The following is a 13,124-nucleotide window of genomic DNA, read 5'->3' as shown; positions in this document are numbered from 1 at the left end:
GCATCATGGGATGCCCGTTCTCGAACTCCCCGGCGCCGGACTCCGCTACGAGACGGCCGGCGCCGTCTCCGACCCCGCCCTGCTGCTGATCCCGGCCGGCATCGCGACCCTGCGCATGTGGGACGAGCAGGCCGAGGCCCTCGCCGCGCAGCACTTCGTGGTGCGCTACGACCCGCGCGGGTTCGGCGGCACGAGCCACGACTTCTCGGTGCCGTTCGCCAACCACGACGACGCGATCGCGCTGCTCGACCACCTCGGCATCGAGCGGGCGACCGTCGTCGGTGCGAGTCGCGGAGGGGCGCTCGCGATCGACGTCGCGCTCGCGGCTCCCGACCGCGTCGCCGGCCTCGTCACGATCGGCGCGCGCATCGGCGGCCACCCCGACGTGGCGCCGACGCCCGACGAGCAGCATCGCATGGACGCGGTCGATGCGATCGACCCGCTGGCCGACCCGGCCGGGTACATCCGGCTCGAGACGGCACTGTTCGCCGTCGGCACCGGGCGAGGCGAGTCGGACCTCGACCCGGCGTTCCTCGCCCGGGCGCACGAGCTCGCCGAGCCGAACATCGCGCACGTGGCCGACGACGGCGAGCAGGTGCCGCTCGACCCGCCCGCTGCCGAGCGCCTCGGCGAGATCGCCGTGCCGACCCTCGCGATCGTGGGCGAGCACGACCTCACGCCCTTCGCCGTGCAGTACGAGGCGATCGTCGAGTCCGTGCCGCACGCGACCGGGATCCGCGTCGCGGGCACCGCGCACCTGCCGAGCGTCGAACGGGCCGACGAGGTCGGCGCAGCCCTCCGCCGCTGGCTCGACGAGCACGGGCTCTAGCCGACTCCGCCCGCGCGGCCCGACCCGCCCGTCGCGTCAGTCGGGCCGCGGCAGCACCGTGAGCACGCGCGTCGTGAACTCGAGGAAGCGCCGCATGAACACCCGCAGGAACTCCTCGGTGCTCTCGACCGTCACCTCGCCGTCGGGGGTGATGAGCCCGGGCGTCACGTGGATGTACGCCTCCGGCGCGTTCATCTGCGGCGCGTTGCAGAAGCTCAGGATGCTGCGCAGGCTCTGCTGGGCGACCGCCGTGCCGAGCGCCCCCGGCGAGGCGCCGATGACGGCCGACGGCCGCCCGGTCAGCGCGTTCTCGCCCCAGGGGCGGCTCGCCCAGTCGATCGCGTTCTTGAGCGGGCCCGGCACCGAGCGGTTGTACTCGGGCGTGACGAACAGCAGCGCATCCGACGCCTGGATCGCGGCCTTGTAGTCGCGCGCGACCTGCGGGTAGTCGGGGTCGTAGTCGCGACTGTAGAGCGGGAGGTCGCGGTAGACGATCTCGTCGAACGTGAACTCCTCGGGCGCGATTCGCATGAGCGCCTTCGCGAGCGTGCGGTTGATCGAGTCGCTCGCGAGGCTGCCGATGAAGACCCCGACCCGATAGGGCGGCTCGTGGTGGATGATGTCGACCTGCATGTGAGAACCCCCTCGTCTCGTGGGTTCCAGACTGCACCCGCTCGCGGCGACCCGCCAGAGGCACGACCCGGCGGGGATCCGCGAGGTCAGCGCATCGCGCGGTAGGCCGTCCGCTCGTCGGGCGTCAGGTGCTCGGTCGCGTACGAGAGCATCGTGCGCGGCATCCGGGCCGCGTGCTCGTCGAGGAACCGGGTGAGTTCGGCCCGGTCCACCCGTTTGCCCGCCTCGCGCAGCATCCAGCCGACCGCCTTGTGGATGAGGTCGTGGCGATCGTCGAGCAGCCGCTCGGAGATCGCGAGCGCCGGGCGGGCATCGCCCGCCTTCGTCGCCGCGAACGTCGCGAGCACCGCGACGCGGCGCGGCCACACCGAAGGGGATGCCGCGAGCTCGACGACGAGCGCAGGTTCGACCTGCTCGACGGGGGCGCTCGTGAAGAGCACCTCGCCGACGAGCACCTCGGCCGAGCTGTCGACGAGATCCCAGTTGTCGACGCGACCGCGTCGCACCGCCGCGAGGTAGGCGTCGTGCAGTCGCAGCCGAGCCGCCTCGTCGCGCGTGCGCGTGCGGCTCGCGCGGCCGAACTGCGCGACCATGACGAGCAGTGCCGCGAGGCGGTGCTCGTGGATGGGGCTGTCGAGGAGCTCATCGACCTCGGCGGGGGGCAGCTCGGTGAAGCGGCGCACGACCGCGCGGGTCTCGGGCACCGTCACCCCGATGAAGCGATCGCCTTCGGCGTAGCCTCCGGGGCCGGTCTTGAAGAACCGTGCGAGCTGCGGTACCCGGTCGGGGTCGGCCGCCTCTGCGAGCGCGGCGCGCACGGCGTCGGCGCCCTGGGCCGCGGGCGAGGCATCCGTCATGCCGGTACGCTACCGCGGCCCTTCCCTCTCGGCGGGGCATCGGCCACGATGGAGCGATGAGCGAAGCGATCACCGAGACCGAGCCAGCAGCAGCCGACGACCAGGTCGTCGAATTCCGCCCGATCACGGGCGACGACCTGCGCATGTGGCTGCCCGAGTCGATGGCCTACTACGAGGCGGCGCGGCTGCGCGCCGGCGACACCCCGTCGGAGGCGAAGGCGGCCGTCGAGGCGTCGACGAATCGCTTCTTCGCCGACGGCGAGATGAAGCCAGGGCATGTGCTGCTCGCGATCTTCGTCGACGGCGAGGATGCCGGCTGGCTCTGGCTCGGCCCGTGGGCCGAGGGCGGCGACGCCTGGTGGGTGTGGGACGTGCACGTGCGCGAGCCCTTCCGCCGGCGCGGCCTGGGGCGTGCCGCCATGCAGCACGCCGAAGAGGTGGCGCGCGAGCACGGCTCTCCGACGCTCGGCCTCAACGTCTTCGCCTACAACCTGCCCGCGATCGAGCTGTACGAGAGCCTCGGCTTCGAGGCGGCGTCGCTGCACATGGCGAAGAGCCTCTGAACGCGAAGGGCCCCGGCACGCGCGGCGTGCGGGGGCCCTTCGACGGAGGGAGCGGTCAGGCTCGCGCGGGCTCGTCTCCGGCGTCGCGCGCCTCGGCCGGTGCGGATGCCCCGGCGGCGACCGGCTCGGCGGCGGCGTCATCGTCGGTGGCGGGCGCGGCGGCGACCGGCTCGGCGGCCGTCGCCTCGTCGAGCACCGGCGCCGCGACCGGCTCGGCGTCGAACTCGTCGTCGTCGATCGACTCGACCTCGTCGGCCGGCGCTTCGGCCGCGGGCTTGGAGAGGGCGCCGAAGCCGATCAGCGCACCGAAGAGGGCGAGCGACACGACGATTCCGACGATTCCGGCGGTGACGAGGCCGCTCGAGGCGACGATCGCCGACTGGCTGCCGTAGACGTCGGCCGCGGTGCCGGTCTGGCTCGTGAGCGCGGCGTTCAGGGTCGCGGTCGCCGAGTTCGTGGAGAGGGCGCCGATCACGGTGACGACCACCGAGCCGGCGAGCGCGATCGTGGGCAGGATCAGCGCAATGGGGGCGGACGGACGGGCAGTGGTCATGCGGGCGACTCGATTCGGATCGTTCACGACGGGTGCTCGGGAGCGAGCCCCGCGGGCCGACGGCATGCGACCCGAGCCTCGACGATACGGGTGAAGGCTATGGGTCGGCTATGCCCCGTCTCCACGAACGCATCGTGCGATCAGCACCGCTGCCTCAGCGCAGCACGAGAGCGGGGTCGGCCGGTCAGGCACGAGCCCCGCTCTCGGTCGCGGCTCATCGATTGCGCGGTGAGATCGGTCGCGGCGACGGGGTGGGCACCGGGGTCGCGTTCTCGTGGGCGGTGAACTGCTCGGCGTACTGCGCGAGGCGCTGCCCCTGCTGGTCGGCGGCGTTCGTGCCGGCCTCGCCGACCGATTCGGCCTGCTTCTGCTGACGCATGAGTTCGGGGATCGAGACCGTGACGCGACGCTCTCCGAGGCGTTCGCGGATCGCCTGCTGCTGCAGGCTCACCGCGTCGAAGGCGCGCGAGTCGAACGACTGCTGCACGGCCTGTTCGCCCTTCTCGGTACGAGCGGCCCGCTGCTGTGCGGATTCCGCACGAGCGGCGTCCTGCTGCGCCTCGAGCGAGGTGGTCGCGCGCTGCTGCACGCCGCCGTGGGCGGCGGTCCGCTGCAGGGCGGCCTCGCGACGGGCGCTGTCCTGCTGGGTCTGCAGCGAGGTGATGCTCGCGGCGCCCGAGCCCTGCTCGACCTGCGAACGCACTCCGGCGCACCCGCTGATCGAGATGATGATCACGGCGGCGCCGATCGCAGCGGCTCCGCCCTTCTTGATGTTCATGGTCCTCTCCTGTTCTGTCGGGGGTTGACGGGGATCTGAACGATCCTCAAATTACGGATCGGCGGGACCCCCGACATCAGGACGCCCACCGGACCTGCGGTCGGTTCCGGCGCGGGTCCGGAGGCGTGCAGGCACCGAGGGCGGTCGGGGCAGGCGCTGAGGTATTCTCATGATTGCTCGGCTGCGGCCGTTGCGCCGACTTGGCGATCTCGATCGCCGGATCGAGCCCGAACGCAGCATTCCCGCGTCGGGACGCAATCAATCGCGAGCGGATGCCTCGTAGCCTTGAGTTGTGCGGCGATTCATGCCGCACGCCATCACCCATCAGCAGTATCTGATCCCTCAACGAGGAACGGAGGTTCACAATGTCGAACATCACGATCGACCCCATCGTCGGCGAACCCGAGGTCCTCGAGGACGTCACGCCCGAGCAGATCGCCCTCGCCGACGGCGTCGAGAACGACCCGTCCTGGCTCCGCCTCAAGGAGTCCGCGACGAAGCTCCAGTCGCTCCAGGTGAAGGACGGCTCCGTCCCCGTCGAGGCCGACAAGGCCGAGGCATCCGCCCTCGTCGACGCCATCGTCGAGTCGGTCGCCGCGCTCGCGCCGCGCTTCCCGCACGAGGCCGCGTACCTCACCGCGCTCCAGGCAGACTTCCGCAAGTGGCAGGCCGCGGGCCTCGAGGTCCCCGACTTCCTCGACTCGCTCGTCGAGTTCCAGCCGCAGCGTCACCGCATCGACGGCATCCGCCACCTCGTCGTCTTCCCGATGTACACGCAGAACGGCTCGCTCGACCGCCACGTCGAGGCGCTCGTCGTCGAGACGATCTGGCCCGAGTTCATCGCGGCCCTCGAGGCCGGCGACTACGGCAACAAGCTCTTCGTGTCGCTGCGCCTCGTCGACTTCACGCCCGGCTACGACACCAACTCGGCGGTGCTCTTCCCCGAGACCGTCGCGATGCGCGAGATCCCGCCGTTCACGTGGGGCGCCATCTTCCAGGACCGCGAGGCCGCCCGCTACCGCAAGGTCGTGCGCGCCGCGAGCGACATCACGAAGCTCGAACTGCCCGCCGACGCGGCCGAGATGCTCACCGACCAGGAGCTCACCGAGCGCACCTTCGTGATGTGGGACATCATCCACGACCGCACCCACATGCGCGGCGACCTGCCGTTCGACCCGTTCATGATCAAGCAGCGCATGCCGTTCTTCCTCTACTCGCTGGAAGAGCTGCGCTGCGACCTGACCGCCTTCCGCGAGTCGGTGAAGATCCAGCGCGGGCTCGACGCCCGCCTGGCCAAGGGCGAGGAGCTCACCGACGTCGAGGAGCAGATGCGCTCGACCGGCAAGCTCGTGCAGTACGCGGTCATCTTCGACCGCATCTTCCGCTTCGCGATCACCGGTTCGCGCGTGCGCAACTACGACGGCCTCGGCGGCCAGCTGCTGTTCGCCTGGCTGCACAAGAAGCACGTGCTCGAATGGCGCGACGTCGAGCTCAGCTTCGACTGGGACAAGGTCGCCGACGCGGTCGTCGAGCTCGGCGACGCGATCGACCTGCTCTACTGGGAGTCGATCGACCGCCCGAAGACGGTGCACTGGCTCAAGGCCTACGAGCTCGTCTCGTCGGTCGTCACGCCGAACCCGGCGTCGGTCTGGGCCGAGGGCCTGCCACGCGAGGTGCTCGCCGGCCCGCCCAAGGGCTACACCGACCTCGTGATGGACGACGAGTTCCCGCTCTCGATGTTCTTCGAGGCGCTCGACAAGAAGATGAAGCCCGTCATCGAGTCGACCGTCGGCATCACGGCCAAGACCGAGGTCTGACCCCACCGTTTCAGGAAGACGTACGCTGCTCAGGACGGAATCTGCGGTTTCGTCCTGAGCAGCTTCCTTTCTCCTGGATCACGCTTCCACTCAGCTCGACGAGGAGCCCCACATGACCGACCACCCCACCGGCGCCGCAGGGCGCACCGTGCTCATCGCGGGTGCCACGAGCGCCTCGGGCCGGGCCGTCGCCCGCGCGCTCCTCGAGGCGGGTGCCCGCGTCGTCGCCGTCGGCAGCGACCGCGGCCGGCTCGACGAGATGGCGGCGGAGCTGCCCGGCATCGTGACCGAGGTCGCCGACCTCACCGACCAGATGCAGGTCTGGCCGCTCGCGATGCGCGTGCACGGTCGCGTGGGCGACGTCGACGGCATCGTCCACCTCGTCGGCGGATGGCGCGGCGGCGGAGGCATTCCGGGGCAGACCGAAGAGGACTACCGCGTGCTCGAGCGCTCCTTCTCGGCGCTGCGCCATGTGAGCCGGGCGCTCTGGGACGACCTCATCGCCTCCCCCGCCGGCCGCATCGCCATCGTCTCTTCGACGACCGTCGAGCGCCCCACCGCGGGCGGTGCGAACTACACGGCCGTCAAGGCCGCGAGCGAGTCGTGGATGCAGTCGCTCGCGCACGGCCTCGCCAAGGAGGCGCCCGCAGGTGCTGCCGTCACCTTCCGGGTGAAGGGGCTCGCCGGCCTCGAGGAACGGCTCGCCGACGAGGTCGTCGCCCTCTGGTCGAAGGATGCCTCGGAGCTGAACGGGCGCGTCGAGACGCTCGCCTGACTGCTGCTCAGCCCTCGGCGCCGGACGATTCGCCGTCGGGCGCGCCGGCGTCGGGCGCGCCGGCGTCGGGGGCATCGCTCGGCGGGGGCGTCGCCGACTCCTCCTGGTCGTGCTCGACGGCGACCACGAGGCATCCCTCGCCGCCCTCGGTGCCGTAGAGCGCCTCTCGCCAGGCGGCCTGTCCGGGCTCGGTGAGGTCGTCGGGCATCGCCGGCGCGAGCGATTCGGGGTCGGGCGACTCGGCCTCCCACCACTTCCAGTGGCGGTACTCGAAGCCGGCACTCGTCATGCAGTCGCGCACGAGCTGCTGGAACGACAGCCATGCCGCCTGTTCTTCGGCCGTGGGCACGGGGTCGGCGGGTGGCGGCGTCTCGTCGCCGGGTTCATCGGGCGAGGTTCCGGGCGAGGGCGCCGGGTCGTTCGGCTCGGGCGTCGTCGAGTGGCGCGGCACCGGCTCGGTCGGGCCTCGACCGCTGCCGGGATCGCCCGGGCCGCCCGGCGCATCGGCGCCGCGCGCACCTGCATCGTCGTCGCCCGCGGTCGCCTCGCCGGCCCCGCTCGTGTCGCCGGCGTCCGCCCCGGGGACGCGCGGACCGGTGCCCGTCTCGGGGTCGAGCTCGTCGACCGCCCCCGGTTGCACGCGGGCGTCGTAGAGCACGGGTGCGCCGGTGCGCGCGACGGCCACGCCGAGCGACACCGAGCCGACGAGCAGCACGGCCATCGCGGCGCACAGCAGGAGGACCTTGCGCACTCGGCACCTCCTCGTCGCGCCGCGGCAACCGGTCGGCGCTCAGGCGTCCGGCCATGCTACGTGACCCCCGAACGGGGTACAACCCCCCTCAGGCGGTTTCATGCGCCTCCGCAGGGCGCCGATACGGGCGCGGCGAGACCGGCGACGTCAGCCGACGACGAGCGGCGAGATCGTCATCGTCGAGACGTCGCCGTCGCACACGGTGATGGCGTACGCGGCGTCGATCCCGGCGTCGGCGCCGTCGGGGCTGAGGCGGGCGCGGACACCAGACGCGTCGACGGGCGTGCAGTCGTACGCGCCGGCCTGCGACGCCCGGACGTGCGCGGTCGCGACGCCGCCGGCCGGCACGACGACGAGTGACGACGTTCCGGCGTCGGCGACTGCGGGCATGCCCACCTCGGCGCCGTCGGCGGCGATCGCGATGAGGCCGGGCCAGCCGTCGAAGCTGCACGCGTCGTCGGACATGTTCGTGAAGACGAGGCTGAACCCGAAGGAGCCGGCGCCCGACTCGTCGGGCAACGGTTCGACCGCGAGCGCGAACTGCCCGTCGAGGCAACGGAGTGCGAACGCGTCGTCCGAGAACGGCTCCTGGTCGCGTTCGGCGACGCCGGGGTCGCCGGCGGAACCGGTGGCGTCGGCGCCGGTGCCGGGAGCCGTCGTCGCCGAGTCGGATGCGGCCGGCGCGCTCGAGGCGGTCGGCTCGCCCCTCGAGTCGCCCGAGAACGTCGCACCCGCGCAACCGCTCAGGGCGATCGCACCCGCCAGCAGCACGCCGAGGGCGACGACGATGCGTGTGACCCTGACCGACATGTCCCACTCCTCACCGCGGCGACGTCGCCGACGCCACAGGCTAACCCCCGAGGCATCCACCGGGAAGAGGGATGGCCCTGATGCGCCCCAACCGTTACGCGTCCCGGTCAGTCGGCCTGCGGCCCGCCCTTGGGCTCGGCCGCATCGGCGGCCGTCGCCTCGTCGGGGACGCCCGTCGCGACGTCGGCCGGCGACTGCTGGCGGCGGCTGAGCCAGATGAACGGCACGGCGAGCACCTGGAACGCACTGCTCACGAGCAGCGACCCCGGGTACCCCCACAGGTCGGCGGACCGGCCGAGCACGGGCTGGATGACCGCACCGCCGGCGCTGCCGAGCAGCGAGTCGAACGAGAGCACGGTCGCGCGCTGGGCCGACGGGATCATGTCGTTGAGGTACGCCCGCCGCACCGGGCCCGCGGCCGCGTCGACGAGGCCCCAGAGCACGAGCAGCAGGAGCGCGAGCCAGAAGCTCCGGTTGAGGCCGAGTGCCACGAGCACGCCCGTGCTCACGACGAGGCTCAGCAGGACGGTCGTCGTGCGCCGGCGGAAACGACGCCGCACCCACGGTGCGAGGTAGCCGCCGATCACCTGGGCTCCCGACAGGATGGCCGCCGCGAGCCCGGCGATCGAGTACGCCTCCTCGTCGCCCCACAGCTCGACGAGATACGGCTGCAACGCGTAGAAGACGTAGAAGCCGACGCCGGTCGTGAAGAACGACGCGAGCATGAGGTATCGCACCGGCGGGCGGCCGAGCCCGTAGGTCAGCGACGCCTTGAAGACCGTCTTCGTCGCCTGCAGCGGGTGCGCACGGCCCGCGGGTGTGAACCCGAGGTCGTGCATGAGCAGGGCGGCGACGACGAACATGATGACGAGCACGCCCGCGCGCATGATGAACGGCACGCCCAGGTCGGTCGCCTGCGCAACCGCGCCGCCCGTGATCGAGCCGATGAACATCGCCGCGCCCGACAGCGCCGTGCCGCGGCCGAACACCCGTTCGAGGCTGCCCGTGTACCCGGTCGCCGTGAGGGCGTCGACGAGCCACGCCTCGGTCGCACCCGAGAAGAACGTGAAGCCGAGGCCGAGCAGTACCGAGACCACGGCCCACGCCCAGAACGGCGCCTCGATCACCCAGAGCCAGTAGTACATGGCCGTCGTGGCGGCGAGGGTGATGGTGCCGAGCAGGTACGACATGCGTCGCCCGAGGGTGTCGGCGACGACCCCCGTCGGCACCTCGAAGATGACCATGCCGACCGAGAAGAACGCGTTCGCCGCGAAGGCCTCGAGATTCGAGAGGCCCGCGTCGAGCAGGAACAGCGTGTTCACGCCCCAGATGAACGACGCCGCGAGCGTGTTGCCGATGAGCAGGGTGAAGTAGACGGACTGCACCCGTCGCGCCGTCTGGGTCACCGCCGTCGGCTCGCTCACCCGCCCATCATCCTCCCGACCGGCCCCGCACGGAAGCGGTACGCTCACGCCATGGTGCGCTTCCTCATCCGGCTCGGCGTCTCGCTCCTGCTCGCCGCCCTCGCCCTCTTCATCGCATCGCTGCTCGTTCCGGGCATGCACCTGCACTGGTCGGGGTTCCTCGTCGCGATCATCGTGTTCGCCGCCGTGCAGGCGCTCCTCGAGTGGCTCGTCGAGACCCTCTTCCACCGCGGCGCCCCCGCGGTGGCGGGTGTCGCCGGACTCATCTCGACCGCGGTCGCCCTCTTCGTCGCCTCCCTCGGCGACGGCATCACGTTCGACGGCGTCGCGCCGTGGGTGCTCGCCGCCGTCATCGTCTGGATCATCACCGCGCTCGCCGCCTGGCTCTCGGGCAAGTACCTGCTGCCGCGCATCGCGCCCGAGAAGAAGCGGGCCTGAACCGCTGAGCAGGCGGATGCCTCGGGTCCGGCGTCGACCCCGAGGCATCCGTCTCGTCGTGCATCAGTGCATGGCGTCGCGGCCGTTGACGTGCACGGCGTAGCCGTAGCAGCCCGCGTCCTCCCAGCGGTAGGCGGAGCCGGTTCCGGCGTCGCCGCCCTCCGCGAGCGCCCATTCCGCCTCCTGCTCGGGGGTGAGGTCGTCGGGCATCGCGTCCTGGGGATCGACATCCATCGGGTCGGGCGTGAGGTAGGCGGGATTCCACCACTCGAAGTAGAGGTACTCGAAGCCCTTGTCGGCCATGCACCGACGGACGTCGTCTTGGAAACCGAGCCACTTCTCGCGCGGTGTCGGCAGGTCGGGGTCGTCGGGCGGCACCGGTGCCGACAGCGGCGTGCCGGCGGCCCGGGCGGCCTCGGCCGCCGCCTCGGCCTCGGTGCCACACCCGCCTTCGAGACTGTACGGGTGGTCGGGCCCCAGCAGCGCCTGACCCCACAGCACGGATGTCTCGAAATCGAGTCCGACCGGCTGGGAGTCCTCTTCGAGCCACCACCGGGCGATGCGGTACTCGTACCCGCGCTCCGCCATGCACTGTCGGATGAGCTCTTGCACGCCCAGGTACTCCGACCGCTCCTCCATCGTCACGTAGTCGGGGTCGCTCGGCTCGAGGTACGGGTTGTAGCTCGCCGCCATGGTGCCGGTGCCGGGCTTCGGCGGGGCCTTCGGCTCCTGCGGGGGCGGCGTCGGCACGCCCGGCTCGACCTTGGGCAGCGACGCGAGGTACGACTCGGTCGCGTCCAACGGTTCGCCGTCGTCGCCCACGGCGACCGGTCCGGCGCCCGGCTCGGCGACCCGCTCGGGCTGCGGCTGGTTCGCCGCGTAGGCGGCCGCACCCAGGGCGACGATCGACGCCCCGCCGATCACGGCCCCCGAGATCGCGACGACCGCGGCGATGCGCTGCAGGTTCATGCCCGCGCCTCCTCTCCGGTGGGCGCGACGTCGACGGTAGGGTCGCTTCGCCGACGGCGCGCCCACATGCCTCCGGCACTCGGCAGCCACCACGCCGCCATGGCGACGAAGAAGAGCACCCCGGCCGCCGACATGGCGCGGTTCACGAGCATCGCCTGTTCGATCGCGGCCGCATAGAACGCGCCGAGCGTCGTGCTCGACGCGATGAGGGCGTACATGCCGAACCTGATGAGCACGTAGCTCGCCGCGGCGAGCCAGAGCGCGCCGAGCCACCGGAACCGCGGCGCGGCCGTCAGCACCGCCCCGAGCACTGCCATCGCCAGGCCGAAGACACCGGCCGCGACGAGATCCCACGCGCCGGCCCAGTCGCCCGAGGCCATGCTCGCGACCGTCCGCCAGACGACGAGCACGCCCCACGCGAGGAGCAGCGCCGTCGCGAGGTGGGCCAGCGCGGGCATCGCGAGCGGGAAGGTGCCGCGCGGCGCGGTCAGCGCGAGCCGTCGCAGTTGCGCCTGCCGCCAGCTGAGGTCGGCGGGGATGCCGCGGATCAGACGCCCCACGATCGACCGCGACACCCCCCGTTCTCCGGTCTCGGCGGCGACGGCGCGCTCTTCGTACAGGTCTGAGGCGAGCTCGGCGCGACGGGCGGTCGCGACCGGCTCCGCGAGGTCGCGCGTGTACCAGCGGCACCAGCCGAGCACGACGGCGTCGACGCGATCGGCCCCCGTGCGCGGCTCGACCGTGCGTTCGACGAACGCGTCGCCCAGGTCGAGCCCGTCGCCGCTCATGCGAACGCCGCCTTCGGTCGAGCGGCCGGTGCGGGCTCGCGCGCGGCGAGCTCGGCGCGGTGGGCGAGCTCACCGGCGCCGGTGACGCGGTAGAGGCGGCGGCGCGGGCGACCCTCGGCCTCGGCGAGCACGGCCTCCTCCCAGGTCGACTCGAGCAGCCCCGCCTCGGTCATGCGGGCGAGGGCCTTGTAGAGCGTGCCGTGCGCCGTGAGCGCGGCCGCCTCGTTGCGTTCGGCGATGCGCTTCGCCAGGGCGAAGCCGTAGAAGTCGCCGTCGTCGTGCTGCAGGTCGATGCCTGCGGCGAGGATGTCGACCTCGAGGTCGAACAGTCGCCCTTCACGTCTGCGTGCCATGCGGAAAGAATAGGAAGATATCTTCCTATAGTCAAGGGTTCCGTCGCGCCGACGGCCACCGCCCGCTCCTCGGGCGGCGAGGTCGACCCACTCCTCGCCGTCCTCGGGCACCTCGCCGCGGCATCCCCGTCAGAACCTTCTCGTGAACGGCAGCGGCTTGCGCATGCGCACCAGCAGCACGATCGGCACGAGCACGTACGGCAGGTTGAACGCCAGGAACTTGACCGGGTTCGTCGTCTGCCACTCGGGCTCGCCGAAGAACTCGACGCCGAACACGATGATGCCCGTGATCGTCGAGATCATGGTCGCGTAGATGACGCTCGGCAGCTGGATCCAGTTCCAGCCCTTGATGAGCGAGGTCACGAGCAGGATGTAGAACGGCATGTACACGAACGCCGAGAGCCCCGTGACGATGCGCATCCACGTCGGCGGCTCGGCGAACAGCGGATCGGTGTCGTGCGCGTACCAGTAGTTCGAGTTGACGAAGAAGTTCGACGACGGCTGCGAGATGTCGACGCCGAGGGTCGGCAGCATGTCGCTGATGAGGCTCGTGATCGTGAAGATCGAGAAGATCACGATGAAGAACCAGTCGAAGGGGCGCTCGCGCAGGCGCAGGTTCGGGGCGGACGTCGGGGCAGCCGTCATGGGTCGAGAGCGTACAACGAGGATGCCTCGTGGCGCACGCGTGTCGTCACGGGGCCCGGTCGCGGGCGAAGTGCGGCGACGGCAGCGAGCACCTGTGGAGGACTCGCGGCAGCACTTGCCTGTGCAGGGCGACGACGACGG

16 protein-coding genes are annotated in these 13,124 nt (G+C 71.6%); 5 read left to right on the top strand and 11 right to left on the bottom strand.

The window, feature by feature from the left end; all coding sequences use genetic code 11:
* The first annotated feature begins 10 nt into the window (after positions 1–10).
* Complete coding sequence (locus tag PX701_RS00255) at positions 11–829, top strand: alpha/beta fold hydrolase (protein WP_275505151.1); 819 nt, start codon at positions 11–13, stop codon at positions 827–829.
* A 36-nt stretch (positions 830–865) separates the two neighbouring features.
* On the opposite strand, the gene PX701_RS00250 is transcribed toward PX701_RS00255, so the two are convergent.
* Both PX701_RS00250 and PX701_RS00245 read right to left on the bottom strand, forming a co-directional pair.
* Positions 866–1,462: an NADPH-dependent FMN reductase gene (locus PX701_RS00250; protein ID WP_275505150.1), complete on the bottom strand. Its 597-nt coding sequence runs from the start codon at positions 1,460–1,462 to the stop codon at positions 866–868.
* Positions 1,463–1,548: 86 nt separating this feature from the next.
* Positions 1,549–2,319, bottom strand: a complete 771-nt coding sequence (locus PX701_RS00245) for a DNA alkylation repair protein (protein ID WP_275505149.1) — start codon at positions 2,317–2,319, stop codon at positions 1,549–1,551.
* Positions 2,320–2,375: 56 nt separating this feature from the next.
* Between PX701_RS00245 and PX701_RS00240 the strand changes: the two genes are divergently transcribed.
* A complete protein-coding gene (locus tag PX701_RS00240; protein ID WP_275505148.1) occupies positions 2,376–2,882 on the top strand; it encodes a GNAT family N-acetyltransferase in 507 nt (168 codons plus the stop codon).
* Between the two features lie 55 nt (positions 2,883–2,937).
* On the opposite strand, the gene PX701_RS00235 is transcribed toward PX701_RS00240, so the two are convergent.
* A complete protein-coding gene (locus PX701_RS00235; protein WP_231429550.1) occupies positions 2,938–3,435 on the bottom strand; it encodes a hypothetical protein in 498 nt (165 codons plus the stop codon).
* 214 nt (positions 3,436–3,649) lie between these two features.
* Complete coding sequence (locus tag PX701_RS00230; RefSeq protein ID WP_231429549.1) at positions 3,650–4,213, bottom strand: hypothetical protein; 564 nt, start codon at positions 4,211–4,213, stop codon at positions 3,650–3,652.
* Positions 4,214–4,578: 365 nt separating this feature from the next.
* Here PX701_RS00230 and PX701_RS00225 point away from each other — a divergent pair, with 365 nt between their 5' ends.
* Positions 4,579–6,030, top strand: a complete 1,452-nt coding sequence (locus PX701_RS00225) for a DUF6421 family protein (protein WP_231429548.1) — start codon at positions 4,579–4,581, stop codon at positions 6,028–6,030.
* A gap of 112 nt (positions 6,031–6,142) precedes the next feature.
* The gene (locus tag PX701_RS00220; RefSeq protein WP_231429547.1) at positions 6,143–6,805 is read left to right on the top strand and encodes an SDR family NAD(P)-dependent oxidoreductase; all 663 of its coding nucleotides are present in this window, start codon (positions 6,143–6,145) and stop codon (positions 6,803–6,805) included.
* Positions 6,806–6,812: 7 nt separating this feature from the next.
* Here the strand turns inward: PX701_RS00220 and PX701_RS00215 are convergent, their stop codons facing one another.
* From PX701_RS00215 to PX701_RS00205, 3 genes are all read right to left on the bottom strand, one after another.
* Positions 6,813–7,556, bottom strand: a complete 744-nt coding sequence (locus PX701_RS00215; protein WP_231429546.1) for a hypothetical protein — start codon at positions 7,554–7,556, stop codon at positions 6,813–6,815.
* A 147-nt stretch (positions 7,557–7,703) separates the two neighbouring features.
* Positions 7,704–8,366 carry a DUF4232 domain-containing protein gene (locus tag PX701_RS00210; protein ID WP_231429545.1) on the bottom strand — a complete coding sequence of 221 codons (663 nt, stop codon included), beginning with the start codon at positions 8,364–8,366 and terminating at the stop codon, positions 7,704–7,706.
* A gap of 107 nt (positions 8,367–8,473) precedes the next feature.
* Positions 8,474–9,790: an MFS transporter gene (locus PX701_RS00205; RefSeq protein WP_374201077.1), complete on the bottom strand. Its 1,317-nt coding sequence runs from the start codon at positions 9,788–9,790 to the stop codon at positions 8,474–8,476.
* Between the two features lie 51 nt (positions 9,791–9,841).
* Here PX701_RS00205 and PX701_RS00200 point away from each other — a divergent pair, with 51 nt between their 5' ends.
* On the top strand, positions 9,842–10,228 hold the full coding sequence (locus PX701_RS00200; RefSeq protein ID WP_231429544.1) for a phage holin family protein: 387 nt from the start codon (positions 9,842–9,844) through the stop codon (positions 10,226–10,228).
* A gap of 63 nt (positions 10,229–10,291) precedes the next feature.
* On the opposite strand, the gene PX701_RS00195 is transcribed toward PX701_RS00200, so the two are convergent.
* The 4 genes from PX701_RS00195 to PX701_RS00180 form a co-directional block, all read right to left on the bottom strand.
* Complete coding sequence (locus PX701_RS00195; protein WP_231429543.1) at positions 10,292–11,197, bottom strand: hypothetical protein; 906 nt, start codon at positions 11,195–11,197, stop codon at positions 10,292–10,294.
* Entirely contained in the window at positions 11,194–11,985 is a 792-nt protein-coding gene (locus PX701_RS00190; protein ID WP_231429542.1) for a hypothetical protein, read from the bottom strand. Before PX701_RS00190 ends, PX701_RS00195 begins: the two co-directional genes overlap by 4 nt.
* The gene (locus PX701_RS00185; RefSeq protein WP_231429541.1) at positions 11,982–12,338 is read right to left on the bottom strand and encodes a PadR family transcriptional regulator; all 357 of its coding nucleotides are present in this window, start codon (positions 12,336–12,338) and stop codon (positions 11,982–11,984) included. The genes PX701_RS00190 and PX701_RS00185 overlap by 4 nt, the downstream gene beginning before the upstream one ends.
* Before the next feature lie 129 nt (positions 12,339–12,467).
* Positions 12,468–12,983: an EXPERA domain-containing protein gene (locus PX701_RS00180; RefSeq protein WP_231429540.1), complete on the bottom strand. Its 516-nt coding sequence runs from the start codon at positions 12,981–12,983 to the stop codon at positions 12,468–12,470.
* Positions 12,984–13,124: the final 141 nt, after the last annotated feature.

It is taken from the genome of Agromyces chromiiresistens, from assembly GCF_029167465.1.
Taxonomy (GTDB): Bacteria; Actinomycetota; Actinomycetes; order Actinomycetales; family Microbacteriaceae; genus Agromyces; species Agromyces chromiiresistens.
The sequence above is the reverse complement of the archived record's forward strand: the minus strand, read 5'-3'. Positions and strand labels throughout refer to the sequence as shown.